26 protein-coding genes are annotated in these 25,875 nt (G+C 63.5%); 15 read left to right on the top strand and 11 right to left on the bottom strand.

Going from position 1 to position 25,875, the window contains the following annotated elements; translation table 11 throughout:
• Positions 1-32: 32 nt before the first annotated feature.
• The 9 genes from B059_RS0105585 to B059_RS0105535 all read left to right on the top strand — a co-directional run bounded on the left by B059_RS0105585 (position 33) and on the right by B059_RS0105535 (position 12,071).
• Positions 33-2,069 (top strand): sodium-translocating pyrophosphatase, encoded by a 2,037-nt coding sequence (locus B059_RS0105585; RefSeq protein WP_026177326.1) that lies wholly within the window; start codon positions 33-35, stop codon positions 2,067-2,069.
• A 171-nt stretch (positions 2,070-2,240) separates the two neighbouring features.
• The gene (gene lolA / locus B059_RS0105580) at positions 2,241-2,810 is read left to right on the top strand and encodes an outer membrane lipoprotein periplasmic chaperone LolA (protein ID WP_051068494.1); all 570 of its coding nucleotides are present in this window, start codon (positions 2,241-2,243) and stop codon (positions 2,808-2,810) included.
• Positions 2,800-4,128, top strand: a complete 1,329-nt coding sequence (locus B059_RS0105575) for a replication-associated recombination protein A (protein ID WP_018077259.1) — start codon at positions 2,800-2,802, stop codon at positions 4,126-4,128. The genes lolA and B059_RS0105575 overlap by 11 nt, the downstream gene beginning before the upstream one ends.
• Positions 4,129-4,362: 234 nt before the next feature.
• A complete protein-coding gene (locus B059_RS0105570; RefSeq protein WP_018077258.1) occupies positions 4,363-4,779 on the top strand; it encodes an MbcA/ParS/Xre antitoxin family protein in 417 nt (138 codons plus the stop codon).
• Positions 4,776-5,456, top strand: coding sequence for an RES family NAD+ phosphorylase (locus tag B059_RS0105565; protein WP_018077257.1), 681 nt, complete (start codon positions 4,776-4,778; stop codon positions 5,454-5,456). Before B059_RS0105570 ends, B059_RS0105565 begins: the two co-directional genes overlap by 4 nt.
• Positions 5,457-5,684: 228 nt before the next feature.
• On the top strand, positions 5,685-6,686 hold the full coding sequence (gene sohB / locus B059_RS0105555) for a protease SohB (RefSeq protein ID WP_018077255.1): 1,002 nt from the start codon (positions 5,685-5,687) through the stop codon (positions 6,684-6,686).
• A gap of 118 nt (positions 6,687-6,804) precedes the next feature.
• Complete coding sequence (locus tag B059_RS0105550; RefSeq protein WP_026177325.1) at positions 6,805-9,909, top strand: type ISP restriction/modification enzyme; 3,105 nt, start codon at positions 6,805-6,807, stop codon at positions 9,907-9,909.
• Between the two features lie 66 nt (positions 9,910-9,975).
• The gene (locus B059_RS0105545) at positions 9,976-10,812 is read left to right on the top strand and encodes a restriction endonuclease (RefSeq protein WP_018077253.1); all 837 of its coding nucleotides are present in this window, start codon (positions 9,976-9,978) and stop codon (positions 10,810-10,812) included.
• 569 nt (positions 10,813-11,381) lie between these two features.
• A complete protein-coding gene (locus tag B059_RS0105535; protein WP_245538737.1) occupies positions 11,382-12,071 on the top strand; it encodes a sulfotransferase family protein in 690 nt (229 codons plus the stop codon).
• A 10-nt stretch (positions 12,072-12,081) separates the two neighbouring features.
• Here the strand turns inward: B059_RS0105535 and B059_RS0105530 are convergent, their stop codons facing one another.
• Both B059_RS0105530 and B059_RS0105525 read right to left on the bottom strand, forming a co-directional pair.
• Complete coding sequence (locus tag B059_RS0105530) at positions 12,082-14,001, bottom strand: hypothetical protein (RefSeq protein ID WP_018077250.1); 1,920 nt, start codon at positions 13,999-14,001, stop codon at positions 12,082-12,084.
• A gap of 114 nt (positions 14,002-14,115) precedes the next feature.
• Complete coding sequence (locus tag B059_RS0105525; RefSeq protein ID WP_018077249.1) at positions 14,116-14,367, bottom strand: hypothetical protein; 252 nt, start codon at positions 14,365-14,367, stop codon at positions 14,116-14,118.
• Between the two features lie 123 nt (positions 14,368-14,490).
• Here B059_RS0105525 and lexA point away from each other — a divergent pair, with 123 nt between their 5' ends.
• The 6 genes from lexA (at position 14,491) to B059_RS0105495 (ending at position 17,929) form a co-directional block, all read left to right on the top strand.
• Positions 14,491-15,093 (top strand): transcriptional repressor LexA, encoded by a 603-nt coding sequence (gene lexA, locus B059_RS0105520; RefSeq protein WP_018077248.1) that lies wholly within the window; start codon positions 14,491-14,493, stop codon positions 15,091-15,093.
• Positions 15,094-15,185: 92 nt separating this feature from the next.
• On the top strand, positions 15,186-15,836 hold the full coding sequence (locus tag B059_RS0105515; RefSeq protein WP_038058212.1) for a SagB/ThcOx family dehydrogenase: 651 nt from the start codon (positions 15,186-15,188) through the stop codon (positions 15,834-15,836).
• Between the two features lie 25 nt (positions 15,837-15,861).
• Positions 15,862-16,026, top strand: coding sequence for a hypothetical protein (locus B059_RS20755; RefSeq protein ID WP_018077246.1), 165 nt, complete (start codon positions 15,862-15,864; stop codon positions 16,024-16,026).
• A 91-nt stretch (positions 16,027-16,117) separates the two neighbouring features.
• Entirely contained in the window at positions 16,118-16,660 is a 543-nt protein-coding gene (locus B059_RS0105505) for an RcnB family protein (protein ID WP_245538736.1), read from the top strand.
• 95 nt (positions 16,661-16,755) lie between these two features.
• On the top strand, positions 16,756-17,274 hold the full coding sequence (locus B059_RS0105500) for a sodium:proline symporter (protein ID WP_211206882.1): 519 nt from the start codon (positions 16,756-16,758) through the stop codon (positions 17,272-17,274).
• 271 nt (positions 17,275-17,545) lie between these two features.
• Entirely contained in the window at positions 17,546-17,929 is a 384-nt protein-coding gene (locus B059_RS0105495) for an AF1514 family protein (RefSeq protein WP_018077243.1), read from the top strand.
• Between the two features lie 35 nt (positions 17,930-17,964).
• Here B059_RS0105495 and B059_RS0105490 read toward each other — a convergent pair whose 3' ends face one another.
• The 9 genes from B059_RS0105490 to dapC all read right to left on the bottom strand — a co-directional run bounded on the left by B059_RS0105490 (position 17,965) and on the right by dapC (position 25,840).
• Entirely contained in the window at positions 17,965-18,990 is a 1,026-nt protein-coding gene (locus tag B059_RS0105490) for an Lcl C-terminal domain-containing protein (protein WP_018077242.1), read from the bottom strand.
• A gap of 58 nt (positions 18,991-19,048) precedes the next feature.
• On the bottom strand, positions 19,049-19,708 hold the full coding sequence (locus B059_RS0105485) for an MBL fold metallo-hydrolase (RefSeq protein WP_018077241.1): 660 nt from the start codon (positions 19,706-19,708) through the stop codon (positions 19,049-19,051).
• Between the two features lie 108 nt (positions 19,709-19,816).
• Positions 19,817-20,983, bottom strand: a complete 1,167-nt coding sequence (locus B059_RS18740; RefSeq protein ID WP_018077240.1) for a hydrogenase small subunit — start codon at positions 20,981-20,983, stop codon at positions 19,817-19,819.
• Positions 20,984-21,102: 119 nt separating this feature from the next.
• Positions 21,103-21,642: a peptidoglycan L,D-endopeptidase MepK gene (gene mepK / locus B059_RS0105475; RefSeq protein ID WP_018077239.1), complete on the bottom strand. Its 540-nt coding sequence runs from the start codon at positions 21,640-21,642 to the stop codon at positions 21,103-21,105.
• A complete protein-coding gene (locus B059_RS0105470) occupies positions 21,639-22,559 on the bottom strand; it encodes a L,D-transpeptidase family protein (RefSeq protein ID WP_018077238.1) in 921 nt (306 codons plus the stop codon). Before B059_RS0105470 ends, mepK begins: the two co-directional genes overlap by 4 nt.
• Before the next feature lie 28 nt (positions 22,560-22,587).
• Positions 22,588-22,941 (bottom strand): DUF4870 family protein, encoded by a 354-nt coding sequence (locus tag B059_RS0105465; protein WP_018077237.1) that lies wholly within the window; start codon positions 22,939-22,941, stop codon positions 22,588-22,590.
• On the bottom strand, positions 22,941-23,714 hold the full coding sequence (locus B059_RS0105460; RefSeq protein WP_018077236.1) for a M48 family metallopeptidase: 774 nt from the start codon (positions 23,712-23,714) through the stop codon (positions 22,941-22,943). Before B059_RS0105460 ends, B059_RS0105465 begins: the two co-directional genes overlap by 1 nt.
• A gap of 49 nt (positions 23,715-23,763) precedes the next feature.
• Positions 23,764-24,588 carry a 2,3,4,5-tetrahydropyridine-2,6-dicarboxylate N-succinyltransferase gene (dapD, locus tag B059_RS0105455; protein WP_018077235.1) on the bottom strand — a complete coding sequence of 275 codons (825 nt, stop codon included), beginning with the start codon at positions 24,586-24,588 and terminating at the stop codon, positions 23,764-23,766.
• Positions 24,589-24,643: 55 nt separating this feature from the next.
• Positions 24,644-25,840 (bottom strand): succinyldiaminopimelate transaminase, encoded by a 1,197-nt coding sequence (gene dapC, locus B059_RS0105450; RefSeq protein WP_018077234.1) that lies wholly within the window; start codon positions 25,838-25,840, stop codon positions 24,644-24,646.
• Positions 25,841-25,875: the final 35 nt, after the last annotated feature.

Raw genomic sequence — 25,875 nt, 5'->3', positions numbered from 1 at the left:
TTTTTTTTTAAAGTTTGGAGGAGATCAAAATCATGAATGAAGGTTTGCTGTTTGCCCTCGTGGCGGCGGTACTCGCACTGCTCTACGGGATCATATCCATCAAATGGATTCTGGGACTGCCAACCGGCAACGACCGAATGCGACAGATCGCGGCGGCCGTGCAGGAAGGGGCTTCCGCCTATCTGAACCGGCAATACACCACCATCGGCATTGTCGGCGTAATCCTGCTGATCGCGATTTTTGTCACCCTGGGCTGGCAAACCGCAGTCGGCTTTGCCCTTGGCGCCGTGCTCTCCGGCCTCACCGGCTACATCGGCATGAACGTCTCGGTGCGCGCCAACGTGCGCACCGCACAGGCCGCCTCTGAAGGCCTCAACGCCGCACTCAACGTCGCCTTCAAGGGCGGCGCCATCACCGGCATGCTGGTGGTGGGCCTGGGCCTGCTCGGCGTGGCCGGCTACTATGCCGTGCTCACCCTGGGGCTGGGCGAGACCACCGAGAAAGCCACCCACGCCCTGGTCGGCCTGGCCTTCGGCGGTTCGCTGATTTCCATTTTCGCGCGTCTCGGCGGCGGCATCTTCACCAAGGGCGCCGACGTTGGCGCCGACCTGGTGGGCAAAGTCGAAGCCGGCATTCCCGAAGACGACCCGCGCAACCCGGCCGTGATCGCCGACAACGTCGGTGACAACGTCGGCGACTGCGCCGGCATGGCGGCCGACCTGTTCGAGACCTACGCCGTGACCATCATCGCGACCATGCTGCTGGGTGGCCTGATGATCACCGGTTCCCCCGAAGCGGTGATCTATCCGCTGGTGCTGGGCGGCTTCTCGATCATTGCCTCCATCATCGGCACCTATTTCGTCAAGGCGCGCGAAGGCGGCAAGATCATGAACGCGCTGTATCGTGGCCTGATCGTGTCGGGCGTGCTCGCGGCCATCGCGTTCTACCCCATCACCACCTGGATGCTGGGCGAGGGCGTGATGATCGATGGCCAACTGGTTTCGTCGATGAACCTGTATCTCGCCAGCCTGATCGGTCTTGCATTGACCGCTGCCATGGTGTGGATCACCGAGTACTACACCGCGACCGAGTTCAACCCGGTGCGTCACATTGCGCAGGCCTCCACCACCGGCCACGGCACCAACGTGATCGCCGGCCTCGGCGTGTCGATGAAGTCCACCGCCGCTCCCGTGCTGGCCGTCTGTGCAGCCATCTGGGGCGCCTATGAACTGGGCGGCCTGTACGGCATCGCCATCGCCGCCACCTCCATGCTGTCGATGGCCGGCATCATCGTCGCGCTCGACGCCTACGGCCCGATCACCGACAACGCCGGCGGCATCGCCGAAATGGCCGGGTTGCCGGACGCCATCCGCAACATCACCGATCCGCTCGACGCCGTGGGCAACACCACCAAGGCCGTCACCAAGGGTTATGCCATCGGTTCTGCCGGTCTCGCCGCCCTGGTGCTGTTCGCCGACTACACTCACGCCCTGACCGCCGGCGGCCAGATTCTGACCTTCGACCTGTCCAACCACATGGTCATCATTGGTCTCTTCATCGGCGGCATGGTGCCTTACCTGTTCGGCGCCATGGGCATGGAGGCAGTCGGCCGGGCCGCAGGTTCGGTGGTGGTGGAAGTGCGCCGCCAGTTCAAGAGCATCCCCGGCATCATGGAAGGCACGGCCAAGCCGGAATATGGCACCTGCGTCGACATGCTGACCAAGGCCGCGATCAAGGAAATGATCATTCCGTCGCTGCTGCCGGTCGCCGTTCCCGTGATCGTCGGTCTGACGCTCGGCGCGCAGGCGCTCGGCGGCGTGCTGGTCGGCACCATCGTCACCGGCATTTTCGTCGCCATCTCGATGACCACCGGCGGTGGCGCGTGGGACAACGCCAAGAAGTACATTGAAGAAGGCAACTTCGGTGGCAAGGGCAGCGAGGCGCACAAGGCCGCCGTCACCGGCGATACCGTGGGCGATCCCTACAAGGACACCGCCGGCCCGGCCGTCAACCCGCTGATCAAGATCATCAACATCGTGGCGCTGCTGATCGTTCCGCTGATTGGCTGAACACCCGGGCTTCACCCCTGACCGCCCTGCACGATATAGTGCAGGGCGGTTTTGTTTTGGCGGGAACCTGCGGACGTTTCGACCGCCTGAAAGCAGTACCCCTTTGGAGAACCCGGCTTGAAACCATTGCGCTTGAAACAGTTGATTGCGGCCTGTGCCCTCGCGCTGCCCATGATGACTCACGCCGGCGGCGTCGAACGCCTGCAGGCCTTTATTGCCGGCGCCCGGACCGCCGAGGCCGACTTCAGCCAGACCGTCGCCGACAAGTCCGGCCGCGTCACCCAGCAGGCCAGCGGCAAGATGGCGTTCGCCCGTCCCGGCAAGTTCCGCTGGGACTACAGCACGCCGTACGAGCAGGTGATCGTCGGCGACGGCGTCAAGCTGTGGTTGTACGACGCCGATCTGGAACAGGTCACGGTCAAGTCGCTCGGCGACGTTATCGCCGGAACCCCCGCCGCGCTGCTGGCAGGCGACAACGCCATCGAAAAATACTTCGCCCTGAAGAACGCCGGCGTGGCCGACGGCCTGGAATGGCTGGAAGCCACGCCAAAAACCAGGGACACCAGCTTCGAACGCATCCGCATGGGCTTCAAGGGCGACGTGCTGGTGCAGATGGAGCTGTTCGACTTCTTCGGCCAGCGCACCACGCTCAAGCTGTCGCGCATGGTGCGCAACCCGTCCATTGCACCGTCGCGCTTCACGTTCACTCCGCCGAAGGGCGCCGACATCATTGGCGACTGACGACCTTTTCCCCGCTGCCGCGTCCGGGCCGGCGCGCGACGATCCGCGCGCGCCGCTGGCCGAGCGCCTGCGCCCGCACACGCTGGCCGATGTCGTCGGCCAGACCCATCTGCTCGGCCCCGGCAAGCCGCTCAGGCTCGCCTTCGATTCCGGCAAGCTGCATTCGATGATCCTGTGGGGGCCGCCGGGCGTCGGCAAGACGACGCTGGCGCGGCTCACAGCGCAGGCCTTCGGTGCCGACTTCATCGCTATTTCCGCCGTGCTCTCCGGCGTCAAGGACATCCGCGAAGCGGTCGAGCGCGCGCGCATGAACCAGAGCACCGGTCGCACCACCATCCTGTTCGTCGACGAAGTGCATCGCTTCAACAAGTCGCAACAGGACGCGTTTTTGCCGCACGTCGAATCCGGCCTCTTCACTTTCATCGGCGCCACCACCGAAAACCCTTCGTTCGAAGTCGTCGGCGCGCTGCTGTCGCGCGCCCAGGTCTACGTGCTGAAATCGCTCACGCCCGACGAACTCAGTCAGCTGATGCAGCGCGCCTTGAAAGAACTGCCGGGGCTGAAACTGGGCGAGGGCGTCGACAAGCTCCTGGCCGCCTACGCCGATGGCGACGCCCGCAAGCTGTTGAACCTGCTGGAACAGCTCGACACCGCCGCGCGCACTTCCGATGCCGGGGAAGTCGATGCCGCCTTCGTTGAAAATGCGCTGGCGCAGTCGCTGCGCCGCTTCGACAAGGGCGGCGAGGCCTTCTACGACCAGATTTCCGCGCTGCACAAGAGCGTGCGCGGCAGCGACCCGGATGCGGCGCTGTACTGGCTGGTGCGCATGTTCGACGGCGGCGCCGACCCGCGCTACCTCGGCCGGCGGCTGATCCGCATGGCTTCCGAGGATATCGGCCTGGCCGACCCGCGCGCGTTGAGATTGGCCCTGGACGCGGTCGAAACCTACGAAAGACTGGGCTCACCCGAAGGCGAGCTCGCGCTGGCCGAAGCCTGCCTCTACCTCGCCTGCGCGCCCAAGAGCAACGCCGCCTACGTCGCCTACAACGCCGCACGCGCCTTCGTGCAGTCCCACCCCTCCAACGACGTCCCCATCCACCTGCGCAATGCCCCCACCAAACTGATGAAGGAACTCGGCTACGGTCGCGCCTACCGCTACGCCCATGACGAGCCCGAGGCCTACGCCGCCGGCGAACGCTACTTCCCCGACGACTTGCAGGAGCAGCAGTTCTACGCGCCTACGCCGCGCGGACTCGAAGGCAAGATCGCCGAGAAACTGGCGCATCTGAAGAAGCTCGATGAGGAGACGGGGAAGTAGCGCGCAACGACGAGGGAGCGGAGCGCAGGGCTCGCCTTACGATGAAGTCACAATACCGATCCGATTCATCGCGACACCGTGCTTAAAAAGATTAAAGCCCGGGATCTTCTGCCAGGCATCATCCGCACCCGTCCTCGGCAAGCCGATACGCTTATCCGCCCCGACGTTGCAAAAAGTCCATAAATGGACTAAGTTAACGTCACGAGTTTGAAACGATACTTACGTGGAGGCGTGATGCGAAGCACAGCCAATGCCGCCAAGCTCCAGAGCAAACCGAGCAACCGTGAACTGTCCGCCGCCGGCCTGCGCGCGTTCTTCAACATCGCGCGCGACTGGGGCCTGAACGCCGATGCGCAAATGGTGCTGCTGGGCGCGCCCGGCCGTTCGACCTTCTTCAAATGGAAGTCCGCCCCCGAGTCCGCCGACCTCAAGCGCGACACGCTCGAGCGCCTGTCCTACATCCTGGGCATCTACAAGGCGCTGCAGATCCTGTTGCCAGCCACCGATGCCGCCGACGCCTGGGTGAAAAAGCCCAACAGCGCGCCGCTTTTCGGCGGCAAGAGCGCGCTCGAGCGCATGCTCGGCGGCAACGTCGCCGACCTGGTCGCGGTGCGCCAGTATCTCGACGCACGGCGGGGCGGCTGGGCTTGAATTATCCGACCGCGCGGCTGAACTGGAATCCCGCCTTTCGCGTCATTCCCAGCCGTTATCCTGCGGTCGGCCTGTTCGAGCGCGTCGCCCGTACCGAGGATTTCGATGCCCTCTATGCACTGGAGGCCATGACCAACGACCGCATCCGCGACGAAGTCGGCGAGATCAGCCTGGTCCCGCCCGGCGAAAGGCTGTTCGGCCCCGGCAGCACCTGCATCATGGCCGCCTTCACCCATCTCAACCCGCACGGCAGCCGCTTCAGCGACGGCCGTTACGGCGTCTTCTACTGCGCCCGCAAGCGCGACACCGCCATCGCCGAAACCCGCTACCACTCCACTTTGTTCATGCAGGCCACCGCCGAGCCGCCGATGCGCCTGTCAATGCGGCTCTACAGCGTGGAAGCGAAGGGCCAGGCAGCCGACCTGCGTGAGGCCAGCCAGCGCGACCCCCGCATCGTCGACCCCGACGACTACGCCTACGCCCAGGGCATCGGCCGCACCCTGCGGGCCGCAGGCGCGCTCGGCATCGTGTACCCCTCGGTGCGCCACCCCGGCGGCGAATGCCTCGCTGCCCTGCGCACCGGCATCGTGAAAAACTGCCTGCACGCCGCCTATCTGGAATATCACTGGAACGGGCAGGGCATCGATGTGGTGTTCGAGGTCAATCAGGTGCTGTGAGGGCAGGGCGGCTGAAATCGACGTACATCCCAACAATCCACCGAACCTGGCCAGCGTTCGGACTGGGCCCGTCGAAGCCCTGACAAGGGGACGTCCTGGTCCCGCGCTTTCCTGCCCCCATTGCTACACTGAATCAGCCCGTCAACGCACCCACGAGGAGTCCGCCATGAAAACCATCCTCAGCATCACCCAGGCCGACAGCGGTTCCAGCGCGCAGCGCATCCCGGGATGAACGAGTTCGCCGCGCACTACGCGCTGTTCCTGGCCGAGGTCGCCACCCTGGTGCTGGCCGCCATTGCGCTCGCTGCCGGGCTGGTCGCGCTGGCGCGCCGCAAGGGCAGGCACCTCGGCGAAATCCAGGTCACCGACATCAACCGCCAGCTCGAAGCCGCCGGCGACCGCATCGAGGCGGTGCGGCTGTCGAAGAAGGTTTTCAAAAACCTGGCGAAGCGGCGCAAGGCTGAGCGCAAGGCCCGGCAGCAGCAGGGGGAAGCCGGGCCGTGCAGCTATCTCATCGACTTCAAGGGCGACATCCGCGCCTCCGCCTTCGTCGCGCTGCGCGAGGAAATCACCGCCATCCTGCAGGTCGCCAAGCCGGGCGACGCCGTGCTGCTGCGACTGGAAAGCCCCGGCGGCATGGTCAACCGCTACGGCCTCGCCGCCGCCCAGCTGCTGCGGCTGCGCGACGCCAAACTGCCGCTCACCGTGATGGTCGACACCGTCGCCGCCAGCGGCGGCTACCTCATGGCCGTCGCCGCCGACAAGATCGTCGCCTCGCCGTTCGCGCTCGTCGGCTCCATCGGCGTCATCGCGCAGCTGCCCAACTTCCACCGCTGGCTGCAGGCGCGCGACATTGACTGGGAACAGTTCACCGCCGGCCAGTACAAGCGCACCGTCACCGTGTTCGGCGAGAACACCGAAGCCGGCCGCGCCAAGCTGCGCGAGGAACTGGAGGAAATCCACGCGCGCTTCCGCGCCTTCGTGCACGAGCGCCGCCAGCTCGACATGGACAAGGTCGCTACCGGCGAAGCCTGGCTCGGCAGCCAGGCGCTGGAGCTGGGGCTGGTCGACGAACTCGCGACCAGCGACGAGATCGTCCGCGCCGCGTGTAAGCGGGGGAGGGTGCTGCAGGTGAGCTATCAGAGGAAGCTGACGCTGCCCGAGCGGATGAGGATGTCGGCGCAGGCGGCGTGGGATGGGATCTGGCAGCCGCCTTCGCCGCTGGGGTGATCATGTCCAGTCGATAACCTGACGACCTATGCGAGAATCCCCCTGATAACAAAGACAGGGGGTCGCGGATTCGCCTCCAACAAAAACCTGAATCTTTGAATTCGGTGGGGGAGAGGCGTTGAGCCAGCTACTAATTAACAAATACCTCGGCGAACTTGCGACGCTCAGAAAAGTATCGGGCACGCATCGCGAGTCTGTACTACGTGAAGCGTTCAAGGATTTGCTCAAGGCCTGGGGCAGGTCGCTCGACCTCACCTTCATCCCCGAGTACGAGTTGGAAACCAAAACCAAGGAACGCCGCTATGTGGACGGCGCGCTGCTCCACACTCTGCGTGTTCCCTTCGGCTACTGGGAGGCCAAGGATGAGAAGGACGACCTCGACGCCGAGATCGCCCACAAATTCAAGCGTGGCTATCCCAAGACCAACATCATCTTCGATGACTCCACCCAGGTCGTGCTGATCCAGCACGGCGAGGAAGTCATGCGCTGCGGCGTCGAGGATGTGGCGCAACTGGAAAAGCTGCTCAAGCTGTTTTTTGGGTACGAACGGCCGGAGATCGAAGCCTTCCGCAAGGCCGTCGAGCAATTCAAGATCGACCTGCCCGCGGTGCTCGAATCGCTGCGCGCCATGATCGTGCAGGCACTTAAGGACGAAACCGCATTCCACAAGGCGGCAGGTGAGTTTCTCAAGCACGCGCAGGAAGCGATTAATCCCAGCCTCATCGAGGCGGATGTGCGCGAAATGCTGATCCAGCACATCCTTACCGGCGAAGTGTTCGCAGCCGTGTTCCCCGGCACCAACTATCACGAGGACAACAACATCGCGCGCGAGCTGCACAAGCTCGAATCCACCTTCTTCACCGGCAACACCAAGCATCAGACGCTCAAGGGGCTGGCGCTCTACTACACCGCCATCCGCAAGGCGGCAGCCGAGATCGCCACGCATCACGAAAAGCAGGCCTTCCTCAAATCCATCTACGAGAACTTCTACAAGGTCTACAACCCCAAGGCCGCCGACCGGCTGGGCGTGGTGTACACGCCCAATGAGATCGTTCGCTTCATGATCGAAAGCGCCGACTGGCTGTGCGAACACCACTTCAAGCGCAACCTTGTCGACAAGGACGTCCATATCCTCGACCCGGCCACCGGCACCGGCACCTTCGTCTGCGAGCTGATCGAGCACTTCCGCGGCCAGCCCGCCAAGCTCAGGCACAAGTACCGGCACGAGCTGCACGCCAACGAAGTCGCAATCCTGCCGTACTACGTCGCCAACCTGAACATCGAGGCGACCTATGCGCAGGCGATGGACAACTACGAGGAATTCCCCGGCCTGTGCTTCGTCGACACGCTCGACAACACCTACGCGCTGCGCAAGCACGCCGGCCACATGGACGACCTGTTCGGCTCGGTGTCCGACGACAACGTCAAGCGCATCCGCGTGCAGAACAGCCGCCGCATCAGCGTCATCATCGGCAACCCGCCCTACAACGCCAACCAGCTCAACGAGAACGAGAACAACAAGAACCGCGAATACCCCGAGATCGACAAGCGCATCAAGGAAACCTACATCGCCGCCAGCACCGCGCAGAAGACCAAGGTGTACGACATGTATTCGCGCTTCTTCCGCTGGGCGGCCGACCGGCTGGACGAAAACGGTGTGCTCGCCTTCATCACCAACCGCAGCTTCATCGACAGCCGCACCTTCGACGGCTTTCGCGCCATCGCGGAAAAGGAATTCAACGAAATCCGCATCGTCGACCTCGGCGGCGACGTGCGTGCGAATCCGAAGCTATCGGGCACGACCCACAACGTCTTCGGCATCCAGACCGGCGTCGCCATCAGCTTCATGGTCAAGCGCGCGAAGCAGAAGGGCTGCCGGATCTTCTACGCGCGGCGACCGGAGATGGAGACGGCGGTGGAGAAGCTGACCTTTCTGCACAACGCCCGGATCAGCGACATGGCGTTCGAGGAAGTGGTGCCGGACGCGAAGCACAACTGGATCAACCTCACCAGCAACGACTTCGAGTCACTGATTCCCTTGGCGAGCAAAGGGACTAAAGCGTCGAAGACAACAACGAAGGATAGAGCGATATTCAAGATGTTCTCGCTCGGGGTTGTCACCTCTCGCGACGAGTGGGTGTACGACGATTCTCGTGAAAGGTTACAAACTAAAATTCAATGGCTGATTAACTCATACAACGCAGACGTCCACCGCTTGAATGCCAACCATGACCGAGAAGGGCTTGCTGAGCATCTTAATGGTTCAATCAAATGGTCACGGGCCGTCAAGAATGACTTGAAGGCGGGGGTCAAATACGAGTTTGGCGAATCACGTTGCGTCTCAGCCCAATACAGGCCCTTTATCAAAAAGCACATGTACTTTGATACACGGCTCAACGAAATGCAGTACATGACCACACGGCTATTCGGTGCGGAAGGCTCTGCAGTGAACCCTTGTATCGCGTTCACTGACGCCGGCTCACAGAAGCCTTTTATGGTCCAGGCATTGGACAAGGTCTTCGACTATCACTTTGTTGGTGCCGCAGCGGCGGCAGTGGCATTACCCATTCAAAGGGTCGACGAAGCTGGAAGCCGAGTTGATAACATCACCGATTGGGCCTTGAAGCAGTTCACCGAGCACTACAAACCCGAAACCGGCACCGGCAAGACCGCCCGCAAGATCACCCGGGAAGCTATCTTCCACTACTGCTACGCGGTGCTGCACGATCCGGTCTACCGCGAGAAATACGCGCAGAACCTGAAGCGTGAATTTCCACGCATCCCGTTCTACGCCAACTTCTGGCAATGGGCCGAGTGGGGCAGGGCGTTGATGGACTGGCACATCGGCTACGAATCGGTCGAACCCTGCGCGCTGACGCGCACCGACATTCCCGACGAGAAAGCCCGCGCCGCTGGCCAGGCGCCCAAGGCGATGCTGAAGGCCGACAAGGACGCCGGCCGCATCGTGCTCGACAGCGAAACCACCCTGTCTGGCATTCCGCACGAGGCGTGGGATTACAAGCTCGGCAACCGCTCGGCGCTGGAATGGATACTCGACCAGTACAAGGAAAAGAAACCCAAGGACCCCACCATCCGCGAGAAATTCGACACTTACCGCTTCGCCGATTACAAGGACAAGGTGATCGACCTCATGATGCGGGTGGCGACGGTGAGCGTGAGGACCGTGGAGATCACGCGGCAGATACAGGAGGCCGCACGATGAGCGCCTGCCGGATTCGCCGTGTCGTGGTGCTGACCTACAAATTTACTCATCATCAGGAAACATCAATTGGCACGTCGCAAACAAAATCTCTTTGAAGTCTTGATCGAAACCACCAGCAAGCTGCCCTGGTGGGTGGGCGTGGCACTCGCGGCGGGCGCGTATGTATGGCTGCACGGCGTGGCGAACACGGAAGTGACGATCGTCTCCCAGCCCGGCCAGATGGGGAAGTCCGTCGTGAGCTCGGTTCTTCAGTCGCTCGCCGTGTTCGGCCAATATCTGCTGCCATTTACTTTCCTCGTCGGTGCGGCGATATCGGCCTATGGCAGGGCCAAACGCCGGGCCTTGCATGAGCAGGTGGCGACAAGCCCGGTTCGGAGCGTGCTCAACGACATGAGCTGGCAGCAGTTCGAGGCTTTGGTGGGCGAGGCCTTCCGGCGCAAGGGCTATTCTGTGAACGAGACCGGTGGCGGCGGGGCCGATGGCGGAATCGATCTGGTGCTGAAAAAGGGCGGCGAGACTTTGCTGGTGCAGTGCAAGCAGTGGAAGGCCTACAAGGTGGGTGTGACCACCGTGCGCGAACTCTACGGGGTGATGGCGGCAAAAGGCGCGACCGGCGGCTTTGTGGTGACGTCGGGAGTATTCACGAACGACGCACGCGCTTTTGCTGTGGGCCGCAACATCGAGCTGATGGATGGGGAGGCGCTGCATGCGCTGATTCGCGGGGTGAGCGCGCCAAGCAAGGTTGCCTCAGCCGCCCCGGCTGTCGAGCCTGAAGATGCACCGGCCTGCCCGGTCTGCCAAAGCCCGATGGTCAAGCGCATCGCCAAGCGTGGAGGGAATCAGGGCAATGCGTTCTGGGGGTGTTCTCAATATCCGGCTTGCAGGGGCACGCGCCCGGCCTGACAACAGGAAAGTCATCAAGGCCGTGCAAACCCCCATGTGGATCGAAGGCTGCAAACCTGCTGTATCCGTAAAGACGAAGGCGCAGGCAAAAGCGCTGATGGAACAGCAGCGTGGCCAAGTATCAGTTCCAGGAAAGTGACATCCAAACGATAAGATTCGACTACGCCCCCCAGGTGGATGCGCTGTACATTCGGCTCAACGAAGCGAAACCATTGAGTCAGAGGAAGCGCAGCTGGAATGATTCCGGACTTTGACGAGAACGGTAAAGTGCCCGGCGTTGAAGTGCTCGGCGCAAGCAAGCGGAATACGCTACCAGCGCCCTCAAAAAAGCAGCTTGACTGCTCTTTTTCAACGACAAGCCCGGCTAGATTCCGGGTTTGTCGTTTTTTCTGGGTGTGCTTGTCTCCTGATCCCGGGGGAGCTGTATTCTCCATTCGCGAATAGCGAAACTTCTGGAGTTTTCGGTTATTCCCAATTCTTGAAATGAGAATGCTGACGAACGACCACGACGAATTGAAACAATGAGCGCTTCGCCTGGCCCCTACGCCCGAATCTTCCTGCTGAGCCACATGCGCGCCTACACCAGTCTGGCGGGGCACATCCTCGGCTCGCACCCGCAGATCAACGGCTACTACGAAATGCACATGAGCTATGAGGATGTGTCCGCGCTGGACCGGCAGCGGGAGGCGTTGCAGCAGGATGGTGCGCTGAAGAAAAACAGCCGCTACCTGTTCGACAAGCTGCTGCACAACGATTACCGGCTGAAGCCCGGGCGGCTTGGCCCGGCCGACATCAAGATCCTCGTCGCCCTGGCTGAGCCGGAGCACACGATCAAGAGCATCGTGCATCTGTTCCGGCAAAAGCCCGACCCGGACCTGTACGCCTCGCCGGTCGAGGCGGCGAAGTACTACGTGGAACGGGTGCAGGCGCTCGTGGATTTCTGCCGTATGACCGATTGGCCTTACTTCTATTTCGATGCGGAACTGTGGCAGCACGCGCCGGAGCGGCTGCTGCCCGGGCTGGCGGCGTGGCTGCAGCTGGATTCGCCATTGAGCGAGCGCTATGAGGTATTCGGCCATACGGGGAAGGCGCGCAAGGGGGATGCGTCAGCGCGACTGCGCAGCGGGCGGATCGACCGGACCCGCAGCGATTACTCGGAAATGGCGATCCCGCAGGACGTGCTGGAAAGGGCGCGAAAGGTTTACCGGGAATGCCGGGCGCAGCTGATTGCGGGGGCGGCGGATTCCGTTTGCCTTTGATGGGTGGCTGTCAGAACAGGCGGTCCCAGGCATCGCGTTCGGCCCGGTAATTCATCAAGGCCTCGACGATCTGGCGGCGGCGTTCGGTGCGGTGCCCGGCGGACTGGATCTGGCGCCAGGCCTGCGCGTGCGCCCCAAAATTGCGGTCGATGTTGTCGATGAAGGCGCGCACCTGCCGCAGCGCATCGGTCAGCGCGGCAGCCCCCAGCCACCAATGCCCGGCGTTGAACACGAGTTCGTTCAGCTGCCGGTTCCTGCCGACGATGGCGTCGTGTTTTTGCTGGTACAACGCCAGCAGTTCGGCTTCTTTCCGATCGAGGATTTCTTCGATCAAGCCCTGGGCAAAGGGCTGGTTCACGTCCGCCCGCCTGACCAGTTCTTCGGTCGAAAACAGCATCAGGTCGCCAAAGAACTGGCGCTCGAATTCGCTGGATAAATCGATGGTCTGCTGCGCCAGTTCCACGCCGGGGCGGAAGTCGTCGTCCAATCCCGCCTCGGTGGTGCGCCGGTGCAGGTTGGGCATGTTGAACGAGGCGAAGCGTTCCCCGATCTCGGCGGCGATCAGCCGCCCGGCAGTGGGACCGGACATGCGCAGGCGCAGGTGGCCGAAGGGGATGATGTATTTGAGTCCGGCGTAGTTGACGATGGTGTTGCCGGGGTAGACCGTCCGCGCGGGGCTGAGCTGGCTGAAACCCTTGCCATAAGCAAACCAGGTCTTGCGTGTGAGGTGCTCGCCGAAGAAGAAGGCGTTGAGCCGCCGGGCCAAATCGGCAAGGCAGGCGGCGTGGTCGTGGTCGCCTTGCAGGCGGCATGGATAGGGATAGGTGGCAGGGGTATTTTCGAAACCGAACAGCCTGGCCATGTCGTGATAGGCGGCATCACCGGTTTTTTGCAGCGGCTGGCCGTGAAACTGGCAGGGCTCCCTGCCGCGCAGGCCGGCCAGGCGGGTGAAGAAGGCGCTCATGTCGTCGAGAAAATTCGCCGCCATCACCGAAGGCGACACCGGCGGGTCGCCGACCATCTTGCCGGTGAGCATCAGGGTGCCGGTGGTGCGGAAGATCCGGTCGATGGCGTGGAAATAATTCAGCGCGTAGACCGCCTCTTCGCCGGAGCCGGTCTGCCGGTTCACGCACAGGGACTGGTCGCTGTCCACCAGGTAATACAAGGTGTTGCGCCTGTTTTCGGTGAGCTGCAGAAATTTCAGATAGCTGAGGTTGCGGTTGGCGGCCTGGCCCTTGAGATAAAACCGGTCGCGCGGCTGGGTGGTGAGCAGGTGGCCGAGCCGTTCGCGCTGTTGCGGCGGCAGGGCGTGCAGCAGCGCGTATTGCTCGTCCAGCCCGAAATGAACGACCCGCAGGCCTTTCTGCCGGTATTCCTCTACCAGCGCCTGGTGGCGGCGGATGTTGGCTTCGTCGCGGCTGTCCTCGCTGACGATGACCTGGACCTTGTCCCACACGCCTGCCGTTTGGCCGCCGTAGTTGAACAGCGCGCAGACCTGGTGAATGCTTTCGAGGCAGGCCCGCAGGTGTGGCGGACGGTCCGCCACCGGGATGGCGATAATGAAGTGATGACGTTCATCGCTGGAATCAGCGTTGCGGGCACGCAGCTGGATCAGCGATTCCTGTTCGCGGAACAGGGCCTGGTAGCTCGCCAGCAGCGCATGAAAATCTCCATCGCCTGACCACATGGCCTGCTCCAGCAAGGGATAGCACTGCTCGTAGCGCTCGATGAGGGCGTCGAGCGTGGCCGCGTCGGGCGAGAGGGGGAGGTCCTGCGGCCTGCCCGGATCGGCCAGGCCGGCTTGATGGCGCGCGATGCAATCCAGCAGGCAGGGGGTGGCAGGGATCTTCAAGGGGAGGGGGGCCGGGGCGCGTCCGGCATCCGGGCTTTCCGGGAACGGGATGGGAATGTCATTGGCCAGCGGGTTCATCGGTACGGCTGCACGCAGCGTAGTTCGAAGCAAAGGGCTAATAGTACCGCCCATGAGCCCAACCCGGATGAGGCAGGGCCTGCCGCGCTGTCGTTTCGCGCGTGCCGGCGCGACCTACTCCCGCAGTCGTACCCGCTTCTCCACCGTCAGTACTTCACCAGCCGCATCCACCACCGCGTAAAGCCGGGGCTTGGGGCGGCCGGCCCAGGCCGGCCCGGGAGCAGGGCTGTCGAGGTACACCACCTGCGCGCCGTCGAACTGCTTTTCGACCTGGCCACGGGCGAGCAGGTCGTCGAGGGCGGCAATGGAAATCCCGCGCTGCTTCATGCGGCTGAAGGCGAGGGGGCTGATCTTTCCGAGTTTCATCACGAAGTTTCTCCTGCTGGCTGCGCGGAGGCGGGGCCATCGCGCAGTGGCGTTTAACGGGTCCGGCATTTATACTGTATACAAATACAACTGTAAATACATACAGTATTTGAGGGAAGCCCCATGCGAGACCTGACCCGTCGCCAGGAAGAAATTTTCAACCTCATCCGGGAGTGGATAGAGACCACCGGCCTGCCGCCGACGCGCGCCGAGATTGCACAGCACTTCGGCTTCAGTTCGCCGAACGCGGCCGAGGCGCATCTCAAGGTGCTGGCGAAAAAAGGCGTGCTGGAGTTGCTGCCGGGGGCGTCGCGCGGCATCCGGCTGCCGGGGGGCGGCGGTCTGCCGCTCGTCGGTCGGGTGGCGGCGGGCAGCCCGATCCTGGCGCAGGAGAACATCGAGCGGCACTACCAGCTCGACGCCGCCATGTTCTCGCCGCGCGCGGACTATCTGCTCAAGGTGAGCGGCATGAGCATGAAGGACGCCGGGATTCTCGACGGCGATCTGCTCGCGGTGCATCGCAACGCCGAGGCCAGGGCCGGGCAGGTGGTGGTGGCGCGGATCGGCGACGAGGTCACGGTGAAACGTTTCCACAAGCGCGGCCACATCGTGCAGCTGCTGCCGGAAAATCCCGATTTCGCGCCTATAGTGGTCGACCTCAAGCGCCAGGAACTGGCCATCGAAGGCGTCGCGGTCGGGGTGATCCGCAGCATGAAGGCCTTGTAAGCGCGACAGCCAGCCCGGACGAGGGCTTGCTCCGGCGGGCGGCGAGTCTAGATTGATAGGGTTCGTTCGTTCTTTGCAAGGGAGAAACCGGCATGGAATGGTGGCGCGTCGCGGGGGTATTGATGATGAGCATGACGGGAAGCGGAATGGCACAGGAAACCGGCACGACCAGGCTGCTGCCGCCCGAGACGGCAGGCGGCATGCCGTTGATGCAGGCATTGCAGGCGCGGCATTCGACGCGGGCGTTTGGCGGCCAGCCGCTGCCGCCGCAGCTGCTGTCGAACCTGCTGTGGGCGGCAAACGGGGTGAACCGGCCGGATTCGGGCCAGCGCACCGCGCCCTCCGCGCGCGACTGGCGCGAGATCGACGTGTATGTGACGACTGCAGACGGTGCGTATCGCTACGATCCGCCGGCGCACGCACTGATCAAAGTGGCGGCCGGCGACATCCGCCATCTGACCGGCGCACAGGATTTTGTGGTGACCGCGCCGGTGAACCTGGTGTACGTGGCGGACTTCGACCGGATGAGCGGGGCCGGCGTCGAGGACAAGATGTTCTACAGCGCGGCCGACGCCGGCTTCGTCGCCCAGAACGTGTATCTGTATTGCGCGTCGGCCGGCTTGGCGGTGGTGGTGCGCGGCCTGGTCGACCGCGAGGCACTGGGCGCCGCCCTGGGGCTGGGGCGCCATCAGCGCGTCGTCCTCGCGCAATCGGTGGGTTATCCAGTTGGCGCTGCCAAATAGCAAATGGCAATCGCCAGCCGAGCCGATGCCGAAATTCGCAAAGATCGTTTTCGCCTGCCTGATTTGCCTGGCGGTCGCCGGCGCGGTAGCGTGGCTGATCCAGCAGCTGTCGGCAGGAGTTCGCGGCCAGCCGGCGTGTCGCGCCCACGTCTACAAAAACAGGTGGCCGTTCCCCGCGCAGGTGTTTTAGTATGCCAAGTGCTGGCCCGGCTTCAAACGGGGCAGCCGCTGCGGCGGATAATCCACAGACCTTGTTGAGCGGAGAAAATATGCGAACACCCTTGCAAAGACAATTTGTCCTGGCCTTGTTGCTGACCGGAATCTTCGCTGCCAGCCCGGCTCTGGCCGAAAAGCCGGAATGGGCGGGCAATGGCAAACCGGACAAAAGCGCCCAGGGCTCACGCGGCGACGATCGGCAGGGCGACCGCCGCGGCGACTACAGGGATGATGACCGCCGGGGCGACTACAGGGATGGCCGCCGGGGCGATTACGGTGGCGACGTAAGGGTCAGCATCCATTTCAACGACCATCAGCGCACGGTGGTGCGTGATTATTACGAGGAAAGCTTCCGGCACGGCCGCTGCCCGCCGGGGCTGGCGAAAAAGCACAACGGCTGCATGCCGCCCGGCCAGGCCAAGAAATGGCAGCGGGGCCGGCCACTGCCGCGGGATGTGATCTACTACGATTTGCCGCCGCGCGTGGTGGTCAGCCTGGGGGTCCCGCCTTCCGGCCACAAGTACGTGCGGGTGGCCAGCGATATCCTGCTGATTGCGATCGGCACCGGCATGGTGGTGGATGCGATTCAGGACCTGGGGCGCATGTAAACAACGAGGGCACGGCCAGCGTCGTCCATTACGGGTGGCATGTCCGCAGCACCCGGTGGCGGGGGAACCCGGAGCATCGACTTGATGGCAGAAGCATGACGGCGGAAACCGTCCCGCCAGGACCAGCGCACGGACGTATTGATCCGGTGATGGCAGTGGTTGCCGGCCTCGGCGCCGGGGTGATTGCCACCGTGGCACAGATCGCCATGTGGTGGCTGGCTGGAATGCCGCTCCCCGAAACCCTTTTCCGGGATGCACGCCTGGCCGCCGCCCTGGTCATGGGTATTGAAGTCCTCCCTCCGCCCTCGACGCCGCAGTGGAATATCCTGCTTGTCGCCACGCTGATCCACTTTCTTCTGTCAGTTCTTTATGCCCTGATCGCGGCTCACTGGGTCAGTCGTCTGGGCAACGGCTCAGTTCCGTTTGCCGGTGCCCTATACGGTCTGACCCTATACGTAATCAATCTGTACGGATTCACGCTGCTGTTCCCCTGGTTCGAAGTAGCTCGCGACTGGGTGACCCTGTTGACCCATCTCGTATTCGGCGTTGTGCTGACGGCAGGGTACCGGCTGTTGGCTCGGGATCCGCATCGCCCGGAAAGGCCGGGTGTTTGACGATGCGCGCAAACACAGTCGGCGTCGCGCCCTCGGTCACGCCGAAGCGATCCGCGAAGGAAAAGCCGGAACTCGGGGGAAGTCCAGAGCCGCATCGATGGGCTCATGGCGGCATCGCTGACCTACGGGATTTACGCTAAAAAGTGCCGGAACGATACTGGAACAAGTGACGGTCGGCACAGTCAATTAATTGTACGGGGCAGCCTGGCTGGCGCCTCGTCAGAGTGTCATGCAATAAAAACTTACTTTATCTTCATAAAGAGGCCTAAAAATGCAGACCATCAAATTACCTGATCAAGATATCCCTATGAACTTTACGCAGGCGCGCCTGACGGCTGTGGGGAAAGCCGACGAGATACTGAAGACGCCCGTGATCGTCGCCTGGAAGGATGACAGGACTGGAAAGTTCGCTCCCGAAATTCCTGGAGGGACGGGGGACCGTTGGCATGTTTATGGAGAAAGCAACGAAGGAATGCTGGAACTGCAGGTCGCCGATGCGTTTCACTTCATCTTTACGGAAGCTGAGGGCTTCGACGAACCCGATACGAATCTCGCATCACTTGAAGACAAAGGAACAAAATTTCTGTGTCTGAATGACGCTTGTACTGAAGAAGATCGGCAGTCCTGGATACTTTCCGATGGCATGGGCGGGTAGTCACCCGGCGTTTTTCGTCCTTGGCATGGCCATATTCAATCGAACGTTGCCACGGCCCATACCGAAAATTGTGCGAACCGCTTTTGTCCGATACCTGTTGCACCTTTTTCCAGATACAAGGCCCAGGCCCAATCAGGCTCGAACAGGCTGGTGGTAGACGACCAGTAAATGTCCTGCACATCGGCGAAAGGATGCCTGGATGGCAAGGCCGGGCTGTGAACGGCACAGTCCACTAGCGATTCCAGTTCGTTGATCGTTGGCAGCCGCCAGGCAATGCCCTCGCTTTTCTGGTTAAGTTCGCCCACTGCGGCCAATGCCTCGCGCCAGACCACCGGTTGCGCCGTCAGGTTCGCGCTGCGGCGCCAGAGCAGTCGGGTGAGGCGATCCAGCACGCCGGCATGAAGGATTTCGAAGCGGGGCTCAGGCCATGCGGCGCCGACATGCCATTCACCGTCCTGGCCGGAACCAACGCATGAAATGACTTTGCCGGCGGCGTCGTAGCAGAGGCTTTGGCCCGTGCGCGGGACAACACCCAGACCTTCGCCGCGTACCGGCCAGAGCATGAAGGATTGATCCTTGCCGCCGTAAAACATGCGCGCGCCATCGAGCGCCACGTACCAGGCGTGCGCCGGGTTGATGGCCGCCGTGGTCGAAGTCCAGTACCAGCCGTTGAACACATCGATGAACGGGTGCTGCCCAGGCAAGGCCGGCAATCGGGTTTGCAGACTGAGCACGCTACGCAATTCGCGGCGATTGGGCATGCGCCAATCGCGCTGGCCGAAGCGTTGTTCGCGGTTCATGGCCGTGACGAAATCCAGTGCTTCCTGCCAGATGAGGGGGAATTCCGCGAGATTGGCATTGCGGCACCAGATCAGGCCGGTCAGGCTATCCGTGACCTCGTCGTCGCGCGCCTCGAAGCGCGGTTCCGGCCAGGGCGCGCCGACGGCAAACGAGGCGTCCTGGCCGGTGCCCTGGCACTGGATCTCGCTACCATCGTCGGCATGGCAAGTACGTTGGCCGGTATTCAGATAATGCTGAGAGATCAGGCGCTGGCTAATCATTGGAAAACTCCGGACTCAAGTCCGGACCCATCGATCGCGGCATGTTGATATGCAGTCATCAACGGCACAACGGAGGGTTGATCCGCGATCCTGGTTCAGATGCTGTCCCGAAATCTTCCAGAAATTTTCCGAGGCTGACGTGGGCGCCGCCGATCAGGGGGGCGCCGTGGGCGAACAGCAGATGGTCGAACTCGCGTTCACGCAGATGCTTGAGAAAGATTCTGCGCAGGCCATGCTTGACGCCTTGCGGGTCGTCTCCCATGTAGGCGTCCGGCACGAAGCCGAGCTTGCCCCGTTCGCGCACGATGGCGTCGCCGAGGCTCAGGATGCCGCCGTGCAGCGGCAGGTAGAGCGCGGTTTCCTCGGGGCACAGCGTGGCGACCTTGAGGGCCAGGATGCCGCCGGGCAGCGCTCTGCCGTGGCTGAATCCCGTGACCCTCTCGCCGTGGCTGAATTCGTGCAGGCCATCCTTGTGGCACCAGACCTGCGTGTCATAGCGGGCGGCAAAGCGGTCGCTGTGTCGGTAGTGGTGGCGGTTGGTGAGGTAGATATGCCGGGGCGCGCCGCGCGCCGCGAACCATTCGATTCCCTGCGCCGGAACCCGCGGGTCGATCAGCAGCGGCGGATCGGTGGCATTGCTGTAGTAGGAGTGGACGTAGGCCTGGATGCCTTGGTGGAAGGTCTTCCAGTGGAATACGCCGGGGAGAATCTCTTTCATGACGGCAGCCCTCGCATCCAGTAAAGGCCATTCTGCGGTCCAGGGGAAGCGGCATCCGTCTGCCCCGGGCGTGTCGCACGGTTCCTGTTTGCGCGCGGCCCGGGCGCGTCAGCGTGCTTCCTTGAGGTAATCCAGCAGCGCCTGCATGTCGCCATCCTCCAGGCTGAAGCGATGGGCACGCACCTTGCCCGACCGCAGCAGGGCAGGCACCTCGTCGGCCGGGGTTGCCAGGCCGCCCGGCGCGCTGCCGTGGCAGCTGGCGCAATTCCTGTCGTACACCGCGGCGCCCCGCCGGGCCTGGGGTTCGGCGCCGGCTGCGGCTGCCGCCGGTGCCGCAAGCGGGGCGTAGAAACTGCCGCGGTCCCAGAATCCCGGTTCGCTGCAGCCGAGGCAGGGGTGGCCGGATTCGACCGGGTTGCTCACCCCGTTCCAGCGCAGGGTGGAGCACGCATTGCGGGTCAGCGGCCCTTTGCAGCCGAGTTCCAGCAGGCACCAGCCGGCGCGTGCGCCAGCGTCGTCGAAGGTCTTGGCGAAGCGGCCGGCCTCGTAGTGGCCACGCCGGGAACAGCGGTCGTGCACGGTTTCGCCATAAAACGCCAGCGGGCGGCCCTGTGCGTCGAGTTCGGGGAACCGGCCGAAGGCCACGCGGTGGGCCAGCACGGCACTCATCGCCTCGGGAATGGGCGGGCAGCCGGGCAGGTTGACCAGCGGCCGGCGCGGCACCAGGCCCTGCGCCATCAGCTCGGCGATGCCCATCGCCGCGGTCGGATTGGGGGCGGCGGCGGGCAGCCCGCCGAAGGCGGCACAGGTGCCTACGGCAAGCACCGCCTCGGCGGCGTCCAGGCAGCGCGCGAGCAGGCTCAGGTTGTCCTCGCCGGCGATGGTGGAACAGGCCCCGCCGAGCGCGGTCGGCACGGAGCCGTCCACCACCAGCAGGAGCCGGCCGTGGTTTGCGGCCAGGCTTGCTTCCCGCGCCTGTTCCGCGGCCGTGCCGGCAGCGGCCTGGAGGAGGTGGCTGTAGTCCAGTGAAATCAGTTCGAACAGCATCCGCTCGATGGAGGGGGCGGACGAGCGGGTGAGCGATTCGGTGCAGCCGGTGCATTCCTGGAACGACAGCCATACCACCGGCAGGCGCCGTGCCCTGGCAAGCGAGTCGGCCAGGATGGCCGCCGCGCCCGGCGGCAGCGCGAGCAGCGAGGCGGCCAGGGTACAGAACTTGAGGAAGGCGCGCCGGCTGACGCCACGGTCCGATGCGATAAGCGGTGTACGGTTCATTCCGGGCCTCGCTGTCATGCAAACGATCGGTCCCGGCATGGCCAGCAGGGGATGCCGGATCGACTTCAACAATCCCCGCGCACTTTCATTCGGCCGCAGGGGTTTGGACGGGGAGGCGGCTAGCCGCCCCAGGTCCGCACGCGCCCCACGTCGAGGTGAACGAAGTTGGAACCCGGATAGTAGCCGACGCCGCCGCCTTTCAGCATGAGGCCGGCGCGGCGCAGGTCGGCCAGCTGCACGCCGGGGATGCGGATGTCGATGGCCTTGCCTTCCATGTGCAGGCTGCGCCTGGCGACGCCGGAAGAGTTCGAGGCCAGCAGGCTGTTGCTGGCCGGTGAACGGTAGCCGGAAATGACCTGGAACGGCTGCGTAGTGCCCAGCGCGGCCTTGATGCGGTCGAGCAGGTCCAGCAGTTGAATGTCGATGGCCGCAACCGCGCCGGTGCGGTGGTCGCGCAGCACGCGGTTGATTTCCGCGAGGGATTCCGGCACGTAGTCGCCTTCTATCCAGTAGGGCAGGTCGAGTTTTTCTCCGGTATGCAGATTGAGGAAGCCTAGCCGGCGCTCGGCTGTCTCCCGGCTGGCGAATGCCGGAAGCGGCAGCGCGGCGGCAAGCATGCCGAGTTTGAGAAATGAGCGGCGGCTGAAGTTGTGTTTCACAGTGTTCCTTTCAATCCATCGCGCTCCAGGCGGCCCACCTCGCGGGCGAGCCCTTCCTGTGCTGCGATCACGGCGTCCACCCGGGGCCAGTCCAGTGCCTGGCTGAGGCCGTTGGATTCGGCCATGTCGTGGACGGTCTGCTTCGGGTCGATGCCCTTATTGTAGATATCCCGATGGACTTCGAGCAGGATGCGGCCGTCTGCGGTCACCGCCAGCAGGACAGGCTGATAAGCAAGGAGGCCGGAGGTTCCGACTCCGACGTGCCCGAAAAGTTCGGTGATGTCGTCCGGATGAAGACGGATGCAGCCATGGCTGCGGAAATGGTACACGCTGGACGGGGCGATGGTGCCATGGATGCCGTAACCCGGCATGCTGAGACCGAGCCAGCGGGCACCCAGGGGGTTGTCGGGTCCGGGCGGGACTTCCGTCAGCACGGCCCGTCCCTCGCGCTGCATTTCTTCCTGGATCGACCTGGGCACGATCCAGGTCTTGTTGTGCACGCGGGTGACGACCTCGAACTCGCCTTGCGGCGTGGGCCAGGACGGCTTGCCGAGGCCAACCGGGTAGGCCGCGACCAGTTTGCCTGCGTCGAACTCGAACAGCATGCGCTGGGGAATGTTGATGACGATGCCGTCGTCGAGCAGCGGCGGGGCGATGTGCGGATTGTCGATGCGCAGGCGCTGGCCGGGGTGGATGGTCGCGTTGTAGGAGATCGCGTTCTGCCTGGCCAGCAACTCCGGCGGCACGCCGAAGCGCGCACCGATGGCGATCAGGAAATCCCCCGGACGAATGGTGTACTCGAACGTGCCGCCCGCAATCTGCCGGGAAAGCGGGGGCAGCCATTCGTCCGCCAGGGACGAGAGGCTGAAGCCTGCCAGCAGGCACGCCGAAACGAGGCGGCGCGCGCGGACGGTCATCGGGACATGTCCCTTGCAGGACGCGTGCTCACTGGACCGGCATCGGCTTGTTGTCGTTAAGATTGAGCCAGCCCTTGGCAATACGGTAGATGAACCAGATGCAGGCCACGCCCCACACGATCCAGCCGATCAGGATGACCCAGGTGATTGCGCCGACGACCAGCCACAGCAGGCCCCACCAGAAGGTGCCGATCTGCCAGCGGAAGTGGCTTTCCAGCCAGGTTCCCCGGGCGTCGTCGCGCTTGATGTAGTTCAGTACGATTGCCACGATGGCGGTGATGCCGATAAACAGCGAGACGGCATACAGCGCGTAGATGACCGTGGCCAGGGTTTTCAGGCTGGCGAGCTTTTCGTCGGTGGCGGGGAACGTGTCCATGTTCATCAACGTGCTTTCTCGTAGATGGGCATCATCTGTGGCACCAGCGCGTTCAGTGCCTGGATGCGGTTGTCGGGGGAGGGATGGGTGCTGAGGAATTGCGGCGGGCCGCCGTTGCCGGCGCTGCTCATTTTTCCCCACAGGCGCACTGCGGCGTGCGGATCGAATCCGGCACGGGCGGCGAGTTCGATACCGTAGCGGTCGGCCTCGCTTTCGCCTGAGCGGCTGTTGGGCAGGGTCAGCGCAATGTCGGCCACCGGCGACAGCACGCTGAGGTCGCGGCCGGCGACGATGGAACCGAGCGTCATGCCGCCCTGCATGGCCATGGCACGCGACATGCGCTCGCGGCCATGGCCGAGTATGGCGTGGGCGATCTCGTGGCCCATGATCTGGGCGATTTCGTCGTCGGAGAGTTTCAGCTTCTCGATGATGCCGGTGTAGATCGCCATCTTGCCGCCCGGCATGCACCAGGCATTGAGCGTCGGCTCGTCGATCACCGCGACCGACCATTTCCATTCGCGGCTGGGCGCATACATGTTGCCCGCCTGCACGATCAGGCGGTCGGTGATGCGCTTGACGCGGCTGTTCAGCGCCGCATCGGTGCTGAGCTTGCCCTTCTTCTGGGCTTCATTCAGCGTCTGTGCGTAGGCCTGCGCCGACGAAGACTGCGCCTGTTCCTCGGACACCAGTGCCAGCTGCCTGCGGCCGGATACCGGGTTCTCCTGGCACGCCGTCAGGCCGACGGCGAGTAATGCAATGACGACGAGGGTGCGTTGCATGGCGTCTCCTTTTCCCGAAACGATAAACCGGCACTACCCGGGCTGAGGCTCAGATTCCGCGCAGAAGTTCGTTGATGCCGACCTTGGACAGGGTCTTGGCGTCGACCTTCTTCACGATCACCGCGCAATACAGACTGTAGCTGCCATCCTTGGACGGCAGGTTGCCGGACACCACCACCGAGCCGGCGGGCACGCGGCCGAAGTGGACTTCGCCGGTTTCGCGATCGTAGATCTTGGTGCTCTGGCCGATGTAGACCCCCATCGAGATCACGCAGTTGTCCTCGACGATCACGCCCTCGACCACCTCGGAACGGGCGCCGACGAAGCAGTTGTCGCCGATGATGGTGGGATTGGCCTGTACCGGTTCGAGCACGCCGCCGATGCCGACGCCGCCCGAGAGGTGCACGTTCTTGCCGATCTGTGCACAGGAGCCGACGGTGGCCCAGGTGTCGACCATGGTGCCTTCGTCGACGTAGGCGCCGATATTGACGTAGCTCGGCATCAGCACCACGTTCTTGCCGATGAAGGCGCCGCGCCGCGCCGCCGCGGGCGGCACCACGCGGAAGCCGCCGTCGCGGAAGTCGCGGCTGTTGTAGTCGGCGAACTTGCTCGGCACCTTGTCGAAGTAATTGGTGAAGCCGCCCTTGATGAAGGCGTTGTCTTCCAGGCGGAACGACAGCAGCACCGCCTTCTTGAGCCACTGGTGGGTGATCCAGTTCTGGCCTTCGGCACGCTCGGCCACGCGCAGCTGGCCGCGGTCGAGCATCTCGATCACCGACATGACGGCATCCTTGACCTTGGCGTCGGCATTGCGCGGGGTGATGTCGGCGCGGCGCTCGAAGGCGTCTTCGATGATGTTCTGTAGCTCTTGCATGATGAAGTCCTGTGGTTGAAGGTTGAAATAAAGCGATGAAAATTGAATAGGCGGCTTATGCTGCCTCGCCGACGTAGCTGGCCATGCGTCGGGCGGCTTCGACACAGGCATCCAGGCCGTCGACCAGGGCGATGCGGACGAAACCCTTGCCCGGATTGACGTTGGCGGCGTCGCGCGCGAGGAAGCTGCCGGGCAGCACGGTGACGTGCTGCGTTTCATACAGGCCGCGGGCGAATGCGGCATCGTCGCCGCCTGGCACCCGCGCCCACAGATAGAAGGCGGCGTCGGGCGCATCGAAAGACAGCACGTCCTTCAAGAGCGGCATCACGGCGGCGAATTTCGCGGCGTACAGGCGGCGGTTCTCGGCCACGTGCGCTTCGTCGTTCCACGCCGCGATACTGGCGGCCTGCACCGCCGGGCTCATTGCGCTGCCATGATAGGTGCGATAGAGCAGGAATTTCCTGATCGCCCCGGCGTCGCCCGCCACCATGCCGGAACGCAGGCCGGGCACGTTGGAGCGCTTGGACAGCGAGTTGAACACGACGAGGTTCCTGGAGCCGCGCCCGAGTTGCTGCGCGGCGGTGAGCGCGCCGAGCGGCGGCTTGCCTTCCTCGAAGTAAATCTCCGAATAGCACTCGTCGGCCGCGATGACGAAGCCATGCCGGTCCGACAGCTCGAACAATACTTTCCAGTCGTCCAGCGACATCACCTTGCCGGTAGGGTTGCCGGGCGAACAGACATAGACCAGGCTGATGCTTTCCCACACGTCTTCCGGCACGCGCGACCAGTCCATCCTGAAGCCATTCTCCGGCAGCGTATTGAGGAAGAAGGGGCGGGCGCCGGCGAGCAGGGCTGCGCCTTCGTATATCTGGTAGAACGGGTTGGGCGAGACGACCGTGCGGCGGCCGTGGCGGGTAGAGTCGACCGCGGCCTGGGCGAACGCGAACAGCGCCTCGCGCGAGCCGTTGACCGGCAGCACCTCGGTTGCCGGATCGAGTGTCACGCCGTAGCGGCGCTGCGCCCATGCCGCGATGGCGCCGCGCAGCGCATCCGAGCCCTGAGTGATGGGATAATTCGCCAGCCCGTCCAGCCCGGCGACCAGCGCGTCCTTGATGAATTGCGGCGTCGGGTGCTTGGGCTCGCCGATCGACAGGTTGATCGGTGGAAGTGCGGGATTCGGCGTTACCCCGGCGAACAGTTCGCGCAGCTTTTGAAACGGATAGGGGTGGAGTTGTTCGAGACGCGGATTCATTGCAGTACGGATTTCATTCAAGTCTTTCATTATAA

It is taken from the genome of Thiobacillus denitrificans DSM 12475, from assembly GCF_000376425.1.
GTDB lineage: Bacteria > Pseudomonadota > Gammaproteobacteria > Burkholderiales > Thiobacillaceae > Thiobacillus > Thiobacillus denitrificans.
Note: the sequence above shows the minus strand (reverse complement) of the source record. Positions and strands in the feature narration are given on the sequence as shown.

Excerpts from the sequence above, each read along its gene's own strand:
- B059_RS0105585 (WP_026177326.1), top strand. The coding sequence starts at position 33 with ATGAATGAAGGTTTGCTGTTTGCCCTCGTGGCGGCGGTACTCGCACTG.
- lolA (WP_051068494.1), top strand. The coding sequence starts at position 2,241 with ATGATGACTCACGCCGGCGGCGTCGAACGCCTGCAGGCCTTTATTGCC.
- B059_RS0105570 (WP_018077258.1), top strand. The coding sequence starts at position 4,363 with ATGCGAAGCACAGCCAATGCCGCCAAGCTCCAGAGCAAACCGAGCAAC.
- sohB (WP_018077255.1), top strand. The coding sequence starts at position 5,685 with ATGAACGAGTTCGCCGCGCACTACGCGCTGTTCCTGGCCGAGGTCGCC.
- B059_RS0105535 (WP_245538737.1), top strand. The coding sequence starts at position 11,382 with ATGCGCGCCTACACCAGTCTGGCGGGGCACATCCTCGGCTCGCACCCG.
- B059_RS0105530 (WP_018077250.1), bottom strand. The coding sequence starts at position 14,001 with ATGAACCCGCTGGCCAATGACATTCCCATCCCGTTCCCGGAAAGCCCG.
- B059_RS0105525 (WP_018077249.1), bottom strand. The coding sequence starts at position 14,367 with ATGAAACTCGGAAAGATCAGCCCCCTCGCCTTCAGCCGCATGAAGCAG.
- lexA (WP_018077248.1), top strand. The coding sequence starts at position 14,491 with ATGCGAGACCTGACCCGTCGCCAGGAAGAAATTTTCAACCTCATCCGG.
- B059_RS0105515 (WP_038058212.1), top strand. The coding sequence starts at position 15,186 with ATGGAATGGTGGCGCGTCGCGGGGGTATTGATGATGAGCATGACGGGA.
- B059_RS20755 (WP_018077246.1), top strand. The coding sequence starts at position 15,862 with ATGCCGAAATTCGCAAAGATCGTTTTCGCCTGCCTGATTTGCCTGGCG.
- B059_RS0105500 (WP_211206882.1), top strand. The coding sequence starts at position 16,756 with ATGACGGCGGAAACCGTCCCGCCAGGACCAGCGCACGGACGTATTGAT.
- B059_RS0105495 (WP_018077243.1), top strand. The coding sequence starts at position 17,546 with ATGCAGACCATCAAATTACCTGATCAAGATATCCCTATGAACTTTACG.
- B059_RS0105490 (WP_018077242.1), bottom strand. The coding sequence starts at position 18,990 with ATGATTAGCCAGCGCCTGATCTCTCAGCATTATCTGAATACCGGCCAA.
- B059_RS0105485 (WP_018077241.1), bottom strand. The coding sequence starts at position 19,708 with ATGAAAGAGATTCTCCCCGGCGTATTCCACTGGAAGACCTTCCACCAA.
- B059_RS18740 (WP_018077240.1), bottom strand. The coding sequence starts at position 20,983 with ATGAACCGTACACCGCTTATCGCATCGGACCGTGGCGTCAGCCGGCGC.
- B059_RS0105470 (WP_018077238.1), bottom strand. The coding sequence starts at position 22,559 with ATGACCGTCCGCGCGCGCCGCCTCGTTTCGGCGTGCCTGCTGGCAGGC.
- B059_RS0105465 (WP_018077237.1), bottom strand. The coding sequence starts at position 22,941 with ATGAACATGGACACGTTCCCCGCCACCGACGAAAAGCTCGCCAGCCTG.
- B059_RS0105460 (WP_018077236.1), bottom strand. The coding sequence starts at position 23,714 with ATGCAACGCACCCTCGTCGTCATTGCATTACTCGCCGTCGGCCTGACG.
- dapD (WP_018077235.1), bottom strand. The coding sequence starts at position 24,588 with ATGCAAGAGCTACAGAACATCATCGAAGACGCCTTCGAGCGCCGCGCC.
- dapC (WP_018077234.1), bottom strand. The coding sequence starts at position 25,840 with ATGAATCCGCGTCTCGAACAACTCCACCCCTATCCGTTTCAAAAGCTG.